Consider the following 13,881-nt stretch of genomic DNA (forward strand, 5'->3'; position numbering starts at 1 on the left):
TATAGCAAAATAGTTTTAGCTTGTAACAAAACGTTGTATACTATAATCAATAAGATTATAGTAAAGGACGGTTTGATAAAAGTGCGTCACAAAGAAACTTTAACAGCGCAAGAAAAAGCTTTACAAGAACTTGATGCTGAATATCTCCGCTATCGCAAAGCCATTGAATTTGCTTTTATGACGGCTGAAACAATGGTCGAAAACGCTTTAAGACCTGTTATGGCAGAAATTTCTTCCCTTCGTCAAGTTGTAGAAAGCAAACTTCCCCAAGAAAAAGACACTGTAATTCGCGTTGAAGTCGCCACTGAGAAAGAAGAAAGCCCCGCTGAAAGAATGAATTCGGAGTTAGAAGCCTGTTCTACTTGTAATGTAGAAACCTCTGTGAACGCCTTCTCTTCTTTTTCTTCACCCGTTGAGCCTAGCTTTGAGCAGGATGAAGCAACAGATGTAGTACATCAAGAAAGACCTCTTCACGTTGTCGTGAATGTTCCAGAATCGAATCAAGTGATAACTCCACTAGAAGTAGTCTCAAAAGATGTGGAAGCTCCCTTAGAAACCACTCCCCCTGCAGAGAAAAAGAGCACCCGAGGACGTAAGAAAAAAGTCCAGACAGCAGAAGTTGCTGAATTAGAAATGAAAAGCCCACGCATTCGCTGGGGTAGCACGGAAGAGGAAGTAAAAAAGACTGTCTTTGAAAAATTAAATGATTTAGAAAACCAAGGACTTGAGATCAGTGTTAATAACATAAAAAGCCACTACGCCAGCATGATGCGCTATATTTATGGCAAAGAGGCTATCTTTAAAGGAATCGGCGCACTCCTAGATGAGTATGAAGACTACAAGCAACCACTCGCTTCTTCGAACGATACAGAACGCTTGACCAGTGTTCAAGCAGAAGAAGAAAGCTCTATCGCAGATAAAGAATAAGGGTCGCCAAGTCCTGCCAATATTAAGTGCTCTAACGCGCTGTCTATTGCTAGCGCCAGTTGTCTCTTTTATTATTATGAAAAGCCCTTTCGGCCACAAACCGAAAGGGCTTTTCATAATTTTCCTATAGAAGCTAAAAAACTCAAATCTACTTTTTCGTGTTCTTTGGAGTGGTGGCATGACTCTAGTTCAAGTATCTAAGACTGTTATGATCAGACCAGGTCGAAACGATCTGCGTTCATCACTTTATTCCATGCACGGATAAAGTCGTAAACGAACTTCTCTTTCGAATCGTCACTTGCATAAACCTCAGCGATGGCCCGTAGCTCAGAATTTGAACCAAAAATAAGGTCAACGCGAGTTGCAGTCCACTTGAGCTCATTCGTCTTGGCATCTCTGCCTTCAAAAATGTCCCCATCTTCCGATGTCGCTTTCCACTGGGTTCCCATATCGAGCAAGTTAACAAAGAAGTCATTGGTCAGACTTTCCCGATTCTTCGTAAATACACCGTGCTGTGACTGCTTGTAATTCGCCTCTAATACCCGCATGCCGCCAATTAAAACGGTCATCTCCGGTGCCGTCAAGCCCAGCAGTTGAGCACGATCAACAAGCATTTCCTCTGTAGATACAGCGTACTTGGCTTTGCTGTAGTTGCGGAATCCGTCTGCTTTTGGTTCTAGAACAGAGAAGGAAAGAACATCGGTCTGTTCCTGCGATGCATCGGTGCGACCCGGTGTAAAGGGAACGGATACAGTAACACCAGCATTCTTAGCCCCTTGTTCAATCGCTGCGCATCCGGCCAATACAATGAGATCGGCAAGGGAAACTTTCTTGTTCTCAGATTGTGCACTGTTAAAATCATTCTGGATCTTTTCAAGGACTTGCAACACTTTTGCTAACTGTTCTGGTTGGTTCACTTCCCAGTCCTTCTGAGGTGCCAAGCGAATCCGTGCTCCATTGGCCCCGCCCCGCTTATCAGAACCGCGGAAAGTTGATGCCGCTCCCCAAGCTGTAGAGACAAGCTCAGAAATCGATAAGCCTGCGCCAAGGATTCTAGCCTTGAGTTCGGCGCTATCTTTTTCATCGATCAGCTCATGATCTAGGGCTGGCACGGGATCTTGCCAGATCAGTTCCTCCGCAGGAACCTCTGGACCGAGATAGCGAGAGATGGGACCCATATCGCGGTGCGTCAGCTTGAACCAAGCACGCGCAAAGGCGTCGGCAAACTCATCGGGATTTTCTAGGAAGCGCTTCGATATGTGCTTATAGATAGGATCCATTCTCAGAGCCAAATCGGCCGTTGTCATAATTGTTGCATGTTTCTTCGATGGATCGTGACCGTCTGTTACAAGATCTCCATCCTCAGGTTCAGTGGGCACCCATTGCCAAGCTCCAGCAGGGCTCTTCACGAGATTCCAGTCATACTTAAAGAGAATCTCTAAATAGCTCATGTCCCATTTGGTTGGAGTGGGCGTCCAGGCTCCTTCGATACCGCTTGTAATCGTATCACTGCCTTTGCCGCCACCCATACTGTTCTTCCAGCCAAGTCCTTGTTCTTCAATGCTAGCAGCTTCCGGCTCAGGACCTACATGGGTGGGACTTCCTGCACCGTGACATTTTCCAAAGGTATGACCGCCTGCTACCAGGGCAACCGTCTCCTCGTCGTTCATGCCCATGCGTGCAAAAGTCTCGCGAATGTCTTTACCGGAAGCAAGAACATCAGGCTGACCATTCGGTCCTTCTGGATTCACATAAATCAAACCCATCTGCACCGCAGCAAGAGGATTCTCAAGATCTTTCTCTCCAGAATAGCGCTTATTGCCAAGCCATTCGTCTTCGACACCCCAATAGATATCTTCTTCAGGCTCCCAAATATCCTCGCGACCACCGCCAAAACCAAAGCTCTTTAAGCCCATAGACTCCAAAGCGCAATTGCCTGCAAGAATCATGAGGTCGGCCCAAGAAATCTGCTTTCCGTACTTTTTCTTGATCGGCCATAGCAGACGGCGTGCTTTATCAAGGTTTGCATTATCAGGCCAACTGTTCAGAGGTGCAAAGCGCTGGCTGCCCGTACCTGCGCCACCACGACCATCTCCCATGCGGTATGTACCGGCACTATGCCAAGCCATTCGGATGAATAGAGGTCCATAATGACCATAGTCTGCAGGCCACCACTCCTGTGAATCGGTCATAAGAGCATATATATCCTTTTTCACTGCCTCTAGATCAAGCTTCTTGAATTCCTCAGCATAGTTGAAATCTTCACCCATGGGGTTTCTCTTCGGTGCGTTCTGATGAAGCATTTTAAGATTCAACTGGTTCGGCCACCAATCCCGATTCGTTGTGCCACCACCAGATACGCTTTTCTTGGTCATACCTGTTACAGGACATTTGCTTACTTCACTCATCCAGAATCCTCCTTTACCATTTGAAACACAGAATAGAATCTTATGTAAGATTCCTTATTAGGATTTATTCCTATTGTAAAGTTTTCTCAAGCACTTTTCAATAGAAAATGTACAATTAAATTAAAAATGTTGCATCTTCTTACCAAGGGTGGCGTCCCTTCAGGCTTTCTTACTTCCATTGAATAGCGCTTTGGCGTTAAAGCAAGTCCAGGGGTCGTCGCTTATGTCGAATCATTAGGAAAAACCCCACAATGAACAAGGATTTGCACAATCTTCGTCGAAGGTTTTACCTATAAAGGTTTTTTATAGCCGTAAATAGACAAGGAGGTTTTTGTTTTGACCATGTTCTGTAACCAATGTGAACAAACAGCAAAGGGCACAGGCTGTACTGTCGTTGGTGTCTGTGGCAAGAAGCCTACCGTAGCGGCACTACAAGATCTCTTACTTTATGCACTGAAAGGCCTGGCCATTTTCGCCCATGAAGGACGCAAGCAAGGTATTATCGATGAAGAGGTAAACCTATTTACGTACCAAGCTCTTTTCTCAACTGTTACAAATGTAAACTTTGATGAACAACGACTTCAAGATCTGATCACTCAAGCCATTACCCTACGTGAAAAATTAAAGTCACAATTGGTAGGCCAAGGCGGAAAGATTACTTCTGCTGACCCTGCTGTAGCTTTTCAACCTGCTTCAGACCTCGATGCACTGGTGGAACAAGGCCAAGCGGTCGGTCTTCTCACTGACAAAGAGGCAACCGAGGATATACAGTCTCTGCAATTAACAATGCTCTATGGCATGAAAGGCTTAGCGGCTTACGCAGACCACGCTTACATCCTTGGCAAAAGCGATGACCGCGTCGCCGCCTACCTGCAAAAGGCTCTGGCATCCATTGGTGACAATAATCTAACGCTGCAAGATTGGATTGGGCTAACCTTACAATGCGGAGAAATCAACTACCTAGCCATGGAACTCTTAGACAGCGCCAATACAGAAGCCTACGGACATCCTGTGCCAACAGCTGTTCCACTAGGCCATAAAAAAGGAAAAGCCATTCTCGTATCAGGTCATGACCTAAAAGATCTAGAAGAGCTTCTCAAGCAAACAGAAGGCAAAGGAATCTATATTTATACACACGGGGAAATGCTACCAACTCATGGTTATCCTTTTCTGAAGAAATACAGTCATTTTTACGGTCATTATGGAACAGCCTGGCAAAATCAAAAGAAAGAGTTCAAAGATTTTCCCGGTGCCATTTTAATGACAACTAACTGTATTCAAGAGCCACAAGATCTTTATAAAGATAATATCTTCACTTCTGGTTTAGTCGCTTGGCCTGGCGTCAACCATGTAAGCAAAGGTGACTTTTCACCTCTTATAGAAAAAGCCTTGGGTCTTCCAGGTTTTACTGAAGACGAAGAGAAAGGCCAAGTGCTTACAGGCTTTGCTCGCAACTCTATCTTAAACGTAGCAGATGCGGTCATTGAAGCTGTCAAAAAAGGCGCTATTAAACACTTCTTCTTAGTCGGTGGCTGTGATGGTGCCAAACCTGGCCGCAGCTATTATACAGATTTTGTTGAAAAAGCACCCAAAGACACGGTTATACTAACACTAGCCTGTGGAAAGTTTCGCTTCTTTGATCGGCAGCTTGGCGACATCGGTGGCATTCCTCGCCTGCTTGATGTAGGACAGTGTAACGACGCCTACTCGGCCATTCAAGTTGCCGTAGCTCTATCGAAAGCTTTTGACTGTGAAGTCAACGACTTGCCTCTTTCCCTTGTACTTTCCTGGTATGAACAAAAAGCCGTAGCTATTCTACTTACTCTGCTCCATCTAGGCATTAAGAACATACGCATTGGCCCCTCTTTACCAGCTTTTATCACGCCCAATGTGTTACAAGTTCTCGTGGATAATTTTAACATCAAACCGATTTCTACCGTTGAAGAAGACTTGGCAGCGATCTTAAGCTAAATCAATCGTCAAAGCAAAGCCTGACAGAGGTAATAACCCTCAGTCAGACAAGGGTTTCCAAGCATTAGAACCTCTGGTAGCAAAGCCGCCAGAAAAGTTCAATGCTCGGAAACCCTTTCTTTATAGACATTTTCTACAACCTTACTTTTTCCGCTAATGGCTTAGTAGGTGGCAAGGCAAGCTAAGCGAAGTGTCCCTTTGCCACTTAAAATCTTAATGATTCATCTAGCATTGAATTTGCAGCTTTGTACTCTTCCTGACTTGCCTGATACTTCTTTTCTTTAGGCGGGAATGATTTGTCAAATTCTTCAACCTCTTCTTCATTCACATCGAACAGGTCTGAAAAAGCTGCATAACCGGATATATTATCCAGCGCTCCCTCGTAAAGAGGCAAAACTAACAGACCTTTATAGAACTCTCCATCAGGCATGGAGATATTATATTTCTTGCCACCTAAAAATCCGTATGGCTCATAATGATATGGATATCCCAGTGTTAGAATTGCTCGATATCCCATTTCTTTAGCAACTTCAATAGAGTGAGTAATGAGCTCTTTTCCAAGGCCCTCTCTATGGAACTCCGGAGAAATGAAAACAGGTCCAAAACTAATTGTTTTATACTCTTTATTATCCTCTGATACTATTTTTGAATGCGTATAAAAAATACCGCCTTCGACTTGACCGAAAGGAAAATCTTCTTTCCTAGCTTGATCAAGCAACTGGGTAAACTTACGCTCCTGCATCTTTATCCTCCTTCCTTAGATAAAAAAACAGACCGACCGAAGATATGTTTTTAGGTAAAATGTAAGATTCCTTTTTTAGCTAGCTGTTGTGGTCACAGCTAGCTTTTTTTCAAGTTGGCAGGTAAAATCTTCTTGAGAAAATTCTATTTATCTTTTCTCCAGTATCTGAAGAAGCGTAGGCATGATTTTATATGGAGCAGCAGCAGCTGTTACCTGGCTTACAGTTCCAGCAAGGATTAAATCTAGCTTGGGACAATAAAATAGCCAAGACCCCACAGCACCAGAGTGCCCTATGACTTCTGGGATCGGCTTGAAGGGGGTAAAAAGACGAGGGACTTGAAAACGCATCATGCCGAGGCCATACTGGATGGGCCAGCCAGGTGCTATGGGGCTAAGGGCAAAGCCAAAAGTTTGCCACATACTACGCATCAAGTCAAACGTATCTGGTTTATCAAATACTTTACCATGGAGTAGCGCCCTCTTAAACTCGATTAAATCCTTTGCTGTGCTATTGAGATCGCCAAAGGATCTCAATGCTTGCGGTTTGTTATCAAAGGCTGTTTCTTGAAGCCAAACTGTAGCTACAGGTCCCACTGGTTCTAGCGGTTTAGACCCCGGGTGAAATGTGTTTGCTAAATTCAATGGTTGAAAAAGCATATCCCTAAAAGCATCTTCTATAGACTTTTTTGTTACTGCTTCAATAATAGCAATCAGCATTTGAAAGTTGGTATCTGAATAACGGATTCGGTATTTCCTTTGGGTTAAATTTTGAGGTGGGAAAAGTGGAGCATTCGCCTTCCGAACAATCTGAAGTATGTCCTCAATAGACCAAGACATGTCTTTTTCTTCTATCACTTGATCGATTATTGTTTTCTTACCTGTGATCTTTATCTCTAGATAGTCTGGAATTCCTGAGGAATGACTTAATAAGTGTCTAATCGTTAACCGAGCATAATAATCTACGCCATTTATGACATGCACACCCTTGAGCAGATGCTCTGGAAGATACTCTATAACAAGATCATCAAGGGAAAGCATGTTTTGTTCGTGTAATTTTAGTATGGTGGAAGCGATGTAGAGTTTGGTCACACTGGCAATCCAAAAAGGTGTATCAGCCTCCATAGGTGTCCCATCAGGCTGGGCAATACCTTTAGCCCCAACCCAGCTTAAGGACTCATCTCTACTCTCTACAGCCATAATGGCATGCCTGACACCCTTCATGTTCATTAACTCATCCAAGAGGCCCTGCAGTAGCTTGATTTGAGTATCACTTATTGTTTTCTTCTTCGTATGATTCAACATTTCTATTACCTTCCTCATCTAAATTCTTTTCCAGACAGTTTACTGACCCTTCTGCAAAACTCATTCCATTCATTTGGGTACCTATTAATTCCATGCATGTAAAAAACATGGTTATAGAGCATAGCTTTCCCGACAACAAAACGACCCGCTATGCACGAGTCGTTTTCTTATTTTACTGTTGTTTACCTTTCGTGGTAATCCCCAAAGATTTGGCGTTAAGATCTTCTGCGGCCTGGGCTACTTCCACTGTGGGATAATCTAAGTGGTCCCGATAAGTAGGTAGATTACATTGCTTTCTCAAGAATTTTTTGGCTTATTTCTGGTGTGAGATCCTGCGTTTCTGAAAGTGCAACCATGCCGTGAGCCTTCAATTGTTCAACAACATCCGCTATTTGATTCTCTGTAACGCCATGCTCAGATAGACGAGTTTTTACACCTAGGCTTTCGAAGAATTCTCTTGTTTTCTGAATGGCCAGGTAGATCTTTTCGTCTTCATGGTCGCTCTCAATTTTCCATATGCGTTCTGCATATTGCAAGAGTTTGGCTCGTTTTTGCTCCCTTCTTACATCCAGCAATGCTGGTAAGACGATGGCCAAAGTTTGCCCATGATCAATGCCAAATTTGACCGTCAGTTCATGTCCAATCATATGAGTGGCCCAATCCTGTGGAACACCTGCACCAATTAATCCATTCAAAGCAAGTGTAGCACTCCAGACCAGATTGGCACGGGCATCATAATTTTCAGGTTCTGCCATTGTGGCTTCCGCGATTTCAATTAAGGTAAGCAAAAGACCCTCGGCCAATCGATCTTGTACGATGCCATTCACAGGGTAGGTTAGGTATTGTTCCGTGATGTGAACAAAAGTGTCAATAATTCCATTGGCAACCTGAATCTTAGGAAGTGTATAAGTAATGGTCGGATCTAAAATTGAAAACTTCGGGAAGGTCAAGGGGCTCATCACGGGAAATTTTCCGTCCCCGTAACTAATTACGGCTCCACTATTCATTTCAGACCCTGTAGCAGGTAGAGTAAGAACGGTACCGAGGGGAACAACTTTGCCAACGATCTCAGAAGTAATAGGTCTAAAGCCGTGCTTCAACAAATCACGAGTATCTCCCTCGTAATAAGCAGCCAGTGTAATGAATTTCGTTCCGTCGATAACGGAGCCGCCACCTACAGCAATAATAAAATCAATCTTCTCCTTGCGTACAACCTCTACGGCCTTCATCAAGGTCTCGTACCGGGGATTGGGCTCGATGCCGCCGAATTCATAGACTTTCCTGTTCCCGAGGATCACTTTCACTTTATCAATCAGGCCACTTCTTATGGCACTTCCGCCTCCATAGGTAATTAAGACAGTGGCATCGGCGGGAACATGACTGTCCATTCGAGCAAGTCTATCTTTGCCAAATATAATACGTGTGGGATTGTGAAATTCGAAGTTTAACACAGGCAAGCCTCCTAGGAATTTTTTCATCGTTATTTCCATTCTTTTTAGTCATACACAATCCTTCTTTTAAGTTACGATCAATCACTTGTTTTTAATAACATGATTTGGTAGGTTAATGTTGTCTGCTGATTTTTTGAAAGATTCATACTAATACTTACTTCTCCTGGCTCTGTCAATTCGTTTTTTTCTTAGCCAAAGACCAAAAGCTAAATATGCTACGAGTGGTATAATACCCGTCAATGGATTAAACAAAGTATCTCCTTGACCTGTACCCGATTTGTTGAACACCTAAGAGTGAGATAAAATACTCTTAGGGAGAGCGATGAAAATGCCAAGAACGGAACAATATATAGTGAAGAATTCAAGAAAAATACCTTGGAACTGATTAATGAACAAGGCCGAAGCGAAGCGTACAGAGCGTGGCCAAAGATTTAGGCGTCAGCGATCAGATATCTATCGCTGGATGGAACGTGAAAGTGTAATTTATTTGAGAATTTACACGTTCTTAATACTGAACATTAGAAAAAGGAGATTGAGCGATGATTACTACTTATGAAGAAAATGTGGCTAGTTTTGATCAAATTGATTCTGCAAAAGCACAGGAATTGGTAAAAGGGGATGGTGAAGCTGTTATCTATATTGGCAGGGCTGTATGTCCTTATTGTCAAATATTCATTAAAAAACTAAAAAAAGTGGCTGAAGAAACTGATACTCACGTCTATTATATTAATAGTGCGGAAGAATCTGATATGGAAGGTATTACGGCCTTCCGAAATGAATACGACATTCCAACGGTTCCTGGTTTCATCTTTACTAATGGTGACACCTTAAACGTGAAATGCGATTCATCCATGTCAGAAGAAGAAATCAAGGTTTTTATGAATAAATAACTCAATTCTAAAATGCTGTGTTTAATTATACAATAACGACACCCCAAGCCCCATTGACTTAATTCCCGACTCATTTGCTTAACCACATCAACCCACAAAACTTTGACCTGTTACCACTAGTATAAAAAACAAGGGTTTCCAAGCATCAGAACCTCTGGCCACAAATTCGCCAAAAAAGTTCAATGCTCGGAAACCCTTTATTTGTAGACATCATCAACTACCTTATTAATCATCCCTTGACATCAATACGACACACTCGAGGTGAGAGGAGGGGTAAATAAGCTTCCCTCTTTAGAGTTAAGGTTTGAACCCCCTTCACTTCCATTTTTCGTTATGTGAAGTGAAGTTTCTATGGTATACCCTTTTTTGTCTACTATATTGACAATATTGGCAATATAGGATTAAAGAAAATTCCTTATACCTTTAATTTAGGCCATTGATTATAGCCTATACTCGGATTGTTTGAATTATAATACTTTATGTATTCTACTTCTTTACGATTAACTTCTTTGTCTGTAGCAGTTTCTGAGTCCCATAATATTTCTTTCTTAATTGTAAAATTTCTTCTTTCTTCCCTTGTAAAGTCTTTCTCAATTAATTTACTGTCTGCACTACCAAAATAATTAATACTGTCAGTTAAATCTTTACCAATATAAATCTTCCCGTTTGGATAAGTAATTTTGTAAATCACTTTCATAATTGATTTAAGCCCCCTATTTCAATACAGGTAATACTTCTCTTTATTTTTAACATAAGCCTATGAGTCTAAAAGGATAAATAATACTATAGATGACACCTTTAAATTTCAGTTATATTTCGATTTCTACAGGAAGTCCATACAATTTATGTGAGCAAACATTTTTTACTTTAATTGGTATTTCATAATTAGATCGGCCCCTCAAAGACATTCCACCATCAATTAAATCAGCCCACGGTTCTTTTGAACTATAGGTATTTATCAATATGGCTGCTTCAATTCTTTCTCTTTTCCTTCTGTCAGCAATTTCACTGATGAATAATCTATAAGCAATCAGTTCTTTTTCAGCAAATTCTAATATGACATCTTTGTTTTCCAAAAAGATATTCTGGTGTTCTTTTGCATATTGCCATCCATGCCACAATTCTTTCCTTACTCCATTTTTAGCAGATTCAACATCTAGCAAAGTGTAATTTCCTTTCTTATATTCACGTGTATGTTCAGTAAATCTCCTCTTCATGGAGTTTGTTACACCAACTGAACGCAAAATATAACCATCTAAATACTCAAATGTAAAAAGATAAACTCCTGCAATATCTGGGATGGGTTTGACTTCATTAATTTGCTCGTACCCAATCCAAGAGAATGGTCCCTGCCATATTAAATCTTCTCTTTTAATCATACAAGCATCTCTTATCCTATTAAAACTCCAGAATTGTGGTAGTGCATTTTTCATGTTCTTTTCACATCCCCTTATGCAATATACTGGTAATACATATTTACTTGCGTTCATTTTTGAACCTTATGTATGCGGAGACATCTCATGTTTTTAGCTATTTTTTGAGAAATCTAGGTATGAGGAAACATATCTATTTAACGTATAGTGTTATATTTCCTTCACTGGACGAACCACACTGTCATCTTCATCTTCCATTCAGCAAGCATCATCCTCCGCTTTTTACTGTACATCAAAACATATTTCACTATCATCTCCCATATCCGGAAGTGATAGTACTAACAAATTCAAGTTGGAATATGCTTATTCTCTAAAAGGAATCCCCCTTCAGGTGATGTTATTTTTATTGTATTTGCTCTTCTTGTGCCATTCTTGGAGCTAAATTTATAATAAAATCTCTAATTGATTTTGCATTTATTAGTGCTTCCTGCATGTCTCTTTCTTCTAGCATTAATTGCATTGGATACCTAGGTTGCACTTGTTACATTATCCATAGACCACCATACCTTCCTGCGCTATTTGGCGCTCTATAGATGGAGTATACTTTCGTTGATCGAATTTGTTTTTCTTGTTAACTATTACATCTACTGGCATTGTTTTTTTATCCCTAATTGCTTTGTTTATCAGTTTCATTGCATCGATTTCTCGGATATCAATATCCTCTTTTATTACTACAAAAATATCTAAGTTTGAATCAGCATGTGGTGTACCAGTTGCATAGGAACCGAAAAGAAATATCTTTTCCACAGGGACAATCCTTATAATAGCGTCTATAAGTATTTGTATTTCTTCCTGTATTATCTTATCCAACCTCAACACCTCCGCTTGCTTTCCATTTCCACTAATTCTAATACAGCAATTACCAATAGTCAATAATTTGATAAGTGCGTTTATGTGGGAACATGTCGAGGGAAGCTTTGTTCATCAGGTAGCTTACACTTTTATGTCTGCCTAATCGGGTATAGGTCACTCTTCTAAATCTCAATGGCTACTCCTTCTAGCTGAGATTTGAGAATGGTAAGCTGGTCTTGCAAGTTGTCTTGCATAATCTTTGCCATTTCGGCAGCAGCTGTTGGTTTGCCCAAACGAGTGATAGCACCGTGCAAAGATGTACCCGATTAACTGCCTTTAATCACCGCTCTAACTCCGCTGTCTCTTTGGCGTCTTTGCCTTTTGTTTCAACGGCTTTTCTATGGGCTTGTTCTAAAACGGATACTCTTTGTTTTTGGATTTCTTTTTTGTTTCGTCAAAGACTGTGATTGTAGGCGTAGTCTATCGAGCGCACTACCGTGGTTACCCATTTGGGCACTGGCCAGCTTAAACTCGGCCTGCACTCTGCGCATTTCTCGGTTCAGAAGGCTGATGCCGTTTTGAAAGCCCATGGAGTCTAAGCCGATTCGTACCGTTAAGCTACCGATGTCGGACATCTCACCACCTCCTTGAGGTCCCTGCCTGCCGAGCGCCACAGCCTCTTAATGTAAATGACGCAGGTGGTAAAAAAGTAAAACGACCCGCTATACACGAGTCGTTTTCTTATTTTACTGTTGTTTACCTTTCGTGGTAATCCCCAAGGCTTCTTTTATCGAAGCCTGCAAAAGCTGAGAAAAGTTAAGACCTGCTGCTTCGCCAGCGTCGCGTAACCATCTAGGAAGAGTACAGTTTTTTGTTACAGCTTTATTCGCTGCTTCATCACGATAGGGAGGCATATAAACCTCTATAAATACAATTCGATCGGTTGCATCTAACAACTCGATACTAGCTGGCTCAGATGGCTTTGGTAGCACTTGACCCTGTTCTTCTTTTTCTAAAACAAGATTGGCAAGCATCTCCTTCGCTCGCTTTATCCCATCTGATATACTAGAAGCCAAAATAGCTGTTCCAGGAAAGTCAGGAAAATACATCCCTATGCCACCATCTTCAGCCTTTTCGACTACAACAGGATAAATAATGTGATTTTCATAGGACAAAAGAAACACTCCCTTCTAAAATAATTGCAATTATCTGCTGGGCAAGGATTAGAACTTAATCCCTGATGTGCGTTCTATGTTTTTAAGAGTTCCTTTCGGTATTACCTGACCACTGCTGTGATAGCTTATGTCAGCATATCTCTCTGGATTATCTTTGTGTATATATCGTTGGTGACTGCCACCACTTTTATGAGTTGGGGATTTGATAAAGCCTTCTTTCTTAAGGGTCTGAAGCAGTTTTCTAACTGTGACTTGCTTCCCCAATATTAGCGCCCCCCTTTCTGACTCCATCTTAACACGCATTGAAAACACGCGTCAAGGAAACCTTATTGCTTTTTCTTGCATTTTTGTAAAAAAAGTTCATTGCCGAGAAGTTGGGTACGGTGTTAACTGATTTAGTCATGCGTTAAGGCTGGGCATAAAAAATACACCTTTTGGAAGGCGCTAGAGAATTTCATCGATATAGCTTTGGGGCTTTTCCATTTTGCGCTTTAAGAGTCTAAGATAGTAGAAAATGTCCATCTGGTCGATTTCAGATGCATCCCACCAAGGTAGGAATCAGTTCCTTAGCTCCATAAACATCCCCTTTAATTTTTTCTGTATACCCAATCTAACAATTTATGAGCAAGCCACGTGAGGCCAGCTCCAGCCAATATCTTAGCAGCCCACACTAACGGGGTCGCTTGTGGTTGTACAGTATCTTGATCAACATATCCTTCATCATTAATCAATAACTTGATAAGTTCGTATCAGGAGTACTGTTGTCTTCTTTGGCACAGTCAAGCACGTC

The 13,881-nt window shown here is 41.5% G+C and carries 13 protein-coding genes; 3 read left to right on the forward strand and 10 right to left on the reverse strand.

Annotated elements, in window-relative coordinates:
- Nucleotides 1-81: 81 nt before the first annotated feature.
- Complete coding sequence (locus FTV88_RS06395; RefSeq protein ID WP_153724911.1) at nucleotides 82-927, forward strand: hypothetical protein; 846 nt, start codon at nucleotides 82-84, stop codon at nucleotides 925-927.
- 212 nt (nucleotides 928-1,139) lie between these two features.
- Here FTV88_RS06395 and katG read toward each other — a convergent pair whose 3' ends face one another.
- Nucleotides 1,140-3,335: a catalase/peroxidase HPI gene (katG, locus tag FTV88_RS06400; RefSeq protein ID WP_153724912.1), complete on the reverse strand. Its 2,196-nt coding sequence runs from the start codon at nucleotides 3,333-3,335 to the stop codon at nucleotides 1,140-1,142.
- Between the two features lie 342 nt (nucleotides 3,336-3,677).
- On the opposite strand from katG, the gene hcp reads away from it, so the two are divergent.
- Nucleotides 3,678-5,306: a hydroxylamine reductase gene (gene hcp / locus FTV88_RS06405; protein WP_153726542.1), complete on the forward strand. Its 1,629-nt coding sequence runs from the start codon at nucleotides 3,678-3,680 to the stop codon at nucleotides 5,304-5,306.
- A gap of 205 nt (nucleotides 5,307-5,511) precedes the next feature.
- On the opposite strand, the gene FTV88_RS06410 is transcribed toward hcp, so the two are convergent.
- The 3 genes from FTV88_RS06410 to FTV88_RS06420 all read right to left on the reverse strand — a co-directional run bounded on the left by FTV88_RS06410 (nucleotide 5,512) and on the right by FTV88_RS06420 (nucleotide 8,801).
- Nucleotides 5,512-6,048: a GNAT family N-acetyltransferase gene (locus FTV88_RS06410; protein ID WP_153724913.1), complete on the reverse strand. Its 537-nt coding sequence runs from the start codon at nucleotides 6,046-6,048 to the stop codon at nucleotides 5,512-5,514.
- A 147-nt stretch (nucleotides 6,049-6,195) separates the two neighbouring features.
- On the reverse strand, nucleotides 6,196-7,350 hold the full coding sequence (locus FTV88_RS06415; RefSeq protein WP_162007928.1) for a serine hydrolase domain-containing protein: 1,155 nt from the start codon (nucleotides 7,348-7,350) through the stop codon (nucleotides 6,196-6,198).
- 284 nt (nucleotides 7,351-7,634) lie between these two features.
- Nucleotides 7,635-8,801, reverse strand: coding sequence for an iron-containing alcohol dehydrogenase (locus FTV88_RS06420; protein ID WP_153724915.1), 1,167 nt, complete (start codon nucleotides 8,799-8,801; stop codon nucleotides 7,635-7,637).
- 539 nt (nucleotides 8,802-9,340) lie between these two features.
- On the opposite strand from FTV88_RS06420, the gene FTV88_RS06425 reads away from it, so the two are divergent.
- Nucleotides 9,341-9,691, forward strand: coding sequence for a DUF6568 family protein (locus FTV88_RS06425; RefSeq protein ID WP_153724916.1), 351 nt, complete (start codon nucleotides 9,341-9,343; stop codon nucleotides 9,689-9,691).
- Between the two features lie 415 nt (nucleotides 9,692-10,106).
- On the opposite strand, the gene FTV88_RS06430 is transcribed toward FTV88_RS06425, so the two are convergent.
- From FTV88_RS06430 to FTV88_RS06455, 6 genes are all read right to left on the reverse strand, one after another.
- Entirely contained in the window at nucleotides 10,107-10,388 is a 282-nt protein-coding gene (locus tag FTV88_RS06430) for a GIY-YIG nuclease family protein (protein WP_151620010.1), read from the reverse strand.
- Nucleotides 10,389-10,500: 112 nt separating this feature from the next.
- Nucleotides 10,501-11,124: a hypothetical protein gene (locus tag FTV88_RS06435; RefSeq protein ID WP_162007929.1), complete on the reverse strand. Its 624-nt coding sequence runs from the start codon at nucleotides 11,122-11,124 to the stop codon at nucleotides 10,501-10,503.
- Nucleotides 11,125-11,610: 486 nt separating this feature from the next.
- On the reverse strand, nucleotides 11,611-11,943 hold the full coding sequence (locus FTV88_RS06440) for a nucleotidyltransferase domain-containing protein (protein ID WP_243137373.1): 333 nt from the start codon (nucleotides 11,941-11,943) through the stop codon (nucleotides 11,611-11,613).
- A 371-nt stretch (nucleotides 11,944-12,314) separates the two neighbouring features.
- Nucleotides 12,315-12,551, reverse strand: coding sequence for a hypothetical protein (locus FTV88_RS06445; RefSeq protein ID WP_153724919.1), 237 nt, complete (start codon nucleotides 12,549-12,551; stop codon nucleotides 12,315-12,317).
- Between the two features lie 111 nt (nucleotides 12,552-12,662).
- On the reverse strand, nucleotides 12,663-13,100 hold the full coding sequence (locus FTV88_RS06450) for a type II toxin-antitoxin system HicB family antitoxin (RefSeq protein WP_243137375.1): 438 nt from the start codon (nucleotides 13,098-13,100) through the stop codon (nucleotides 12,663-12,665).
- A 39-nt stretch (nucleotides 13,101-13,139) separates the two neighbouring features.
- Nucleotides 13,140-13,355, reverse strand: a complete 216-nt coding sequence (locus tag FTV88_RS06455) for a type II toxin-antitoxin system HicA family toxin (protein ID WP_153724921.1) — start codon at nucleotides 13,353-13,355, stop codon at nucleotides 13,140-13,142.
- Between the last annotated feature and the right edge of the window lie 526 nt (nucleotides 13,356-13,881).

The organism is Heliorestis convoluta (assembly GCF_009649955.1).
Lineage (GTDB): Bacteria > Bacillota > Desulfitobacteriia > Heliobacteriales > Heliobacteriaceae > Heliorestis > Heliorestis convoluta.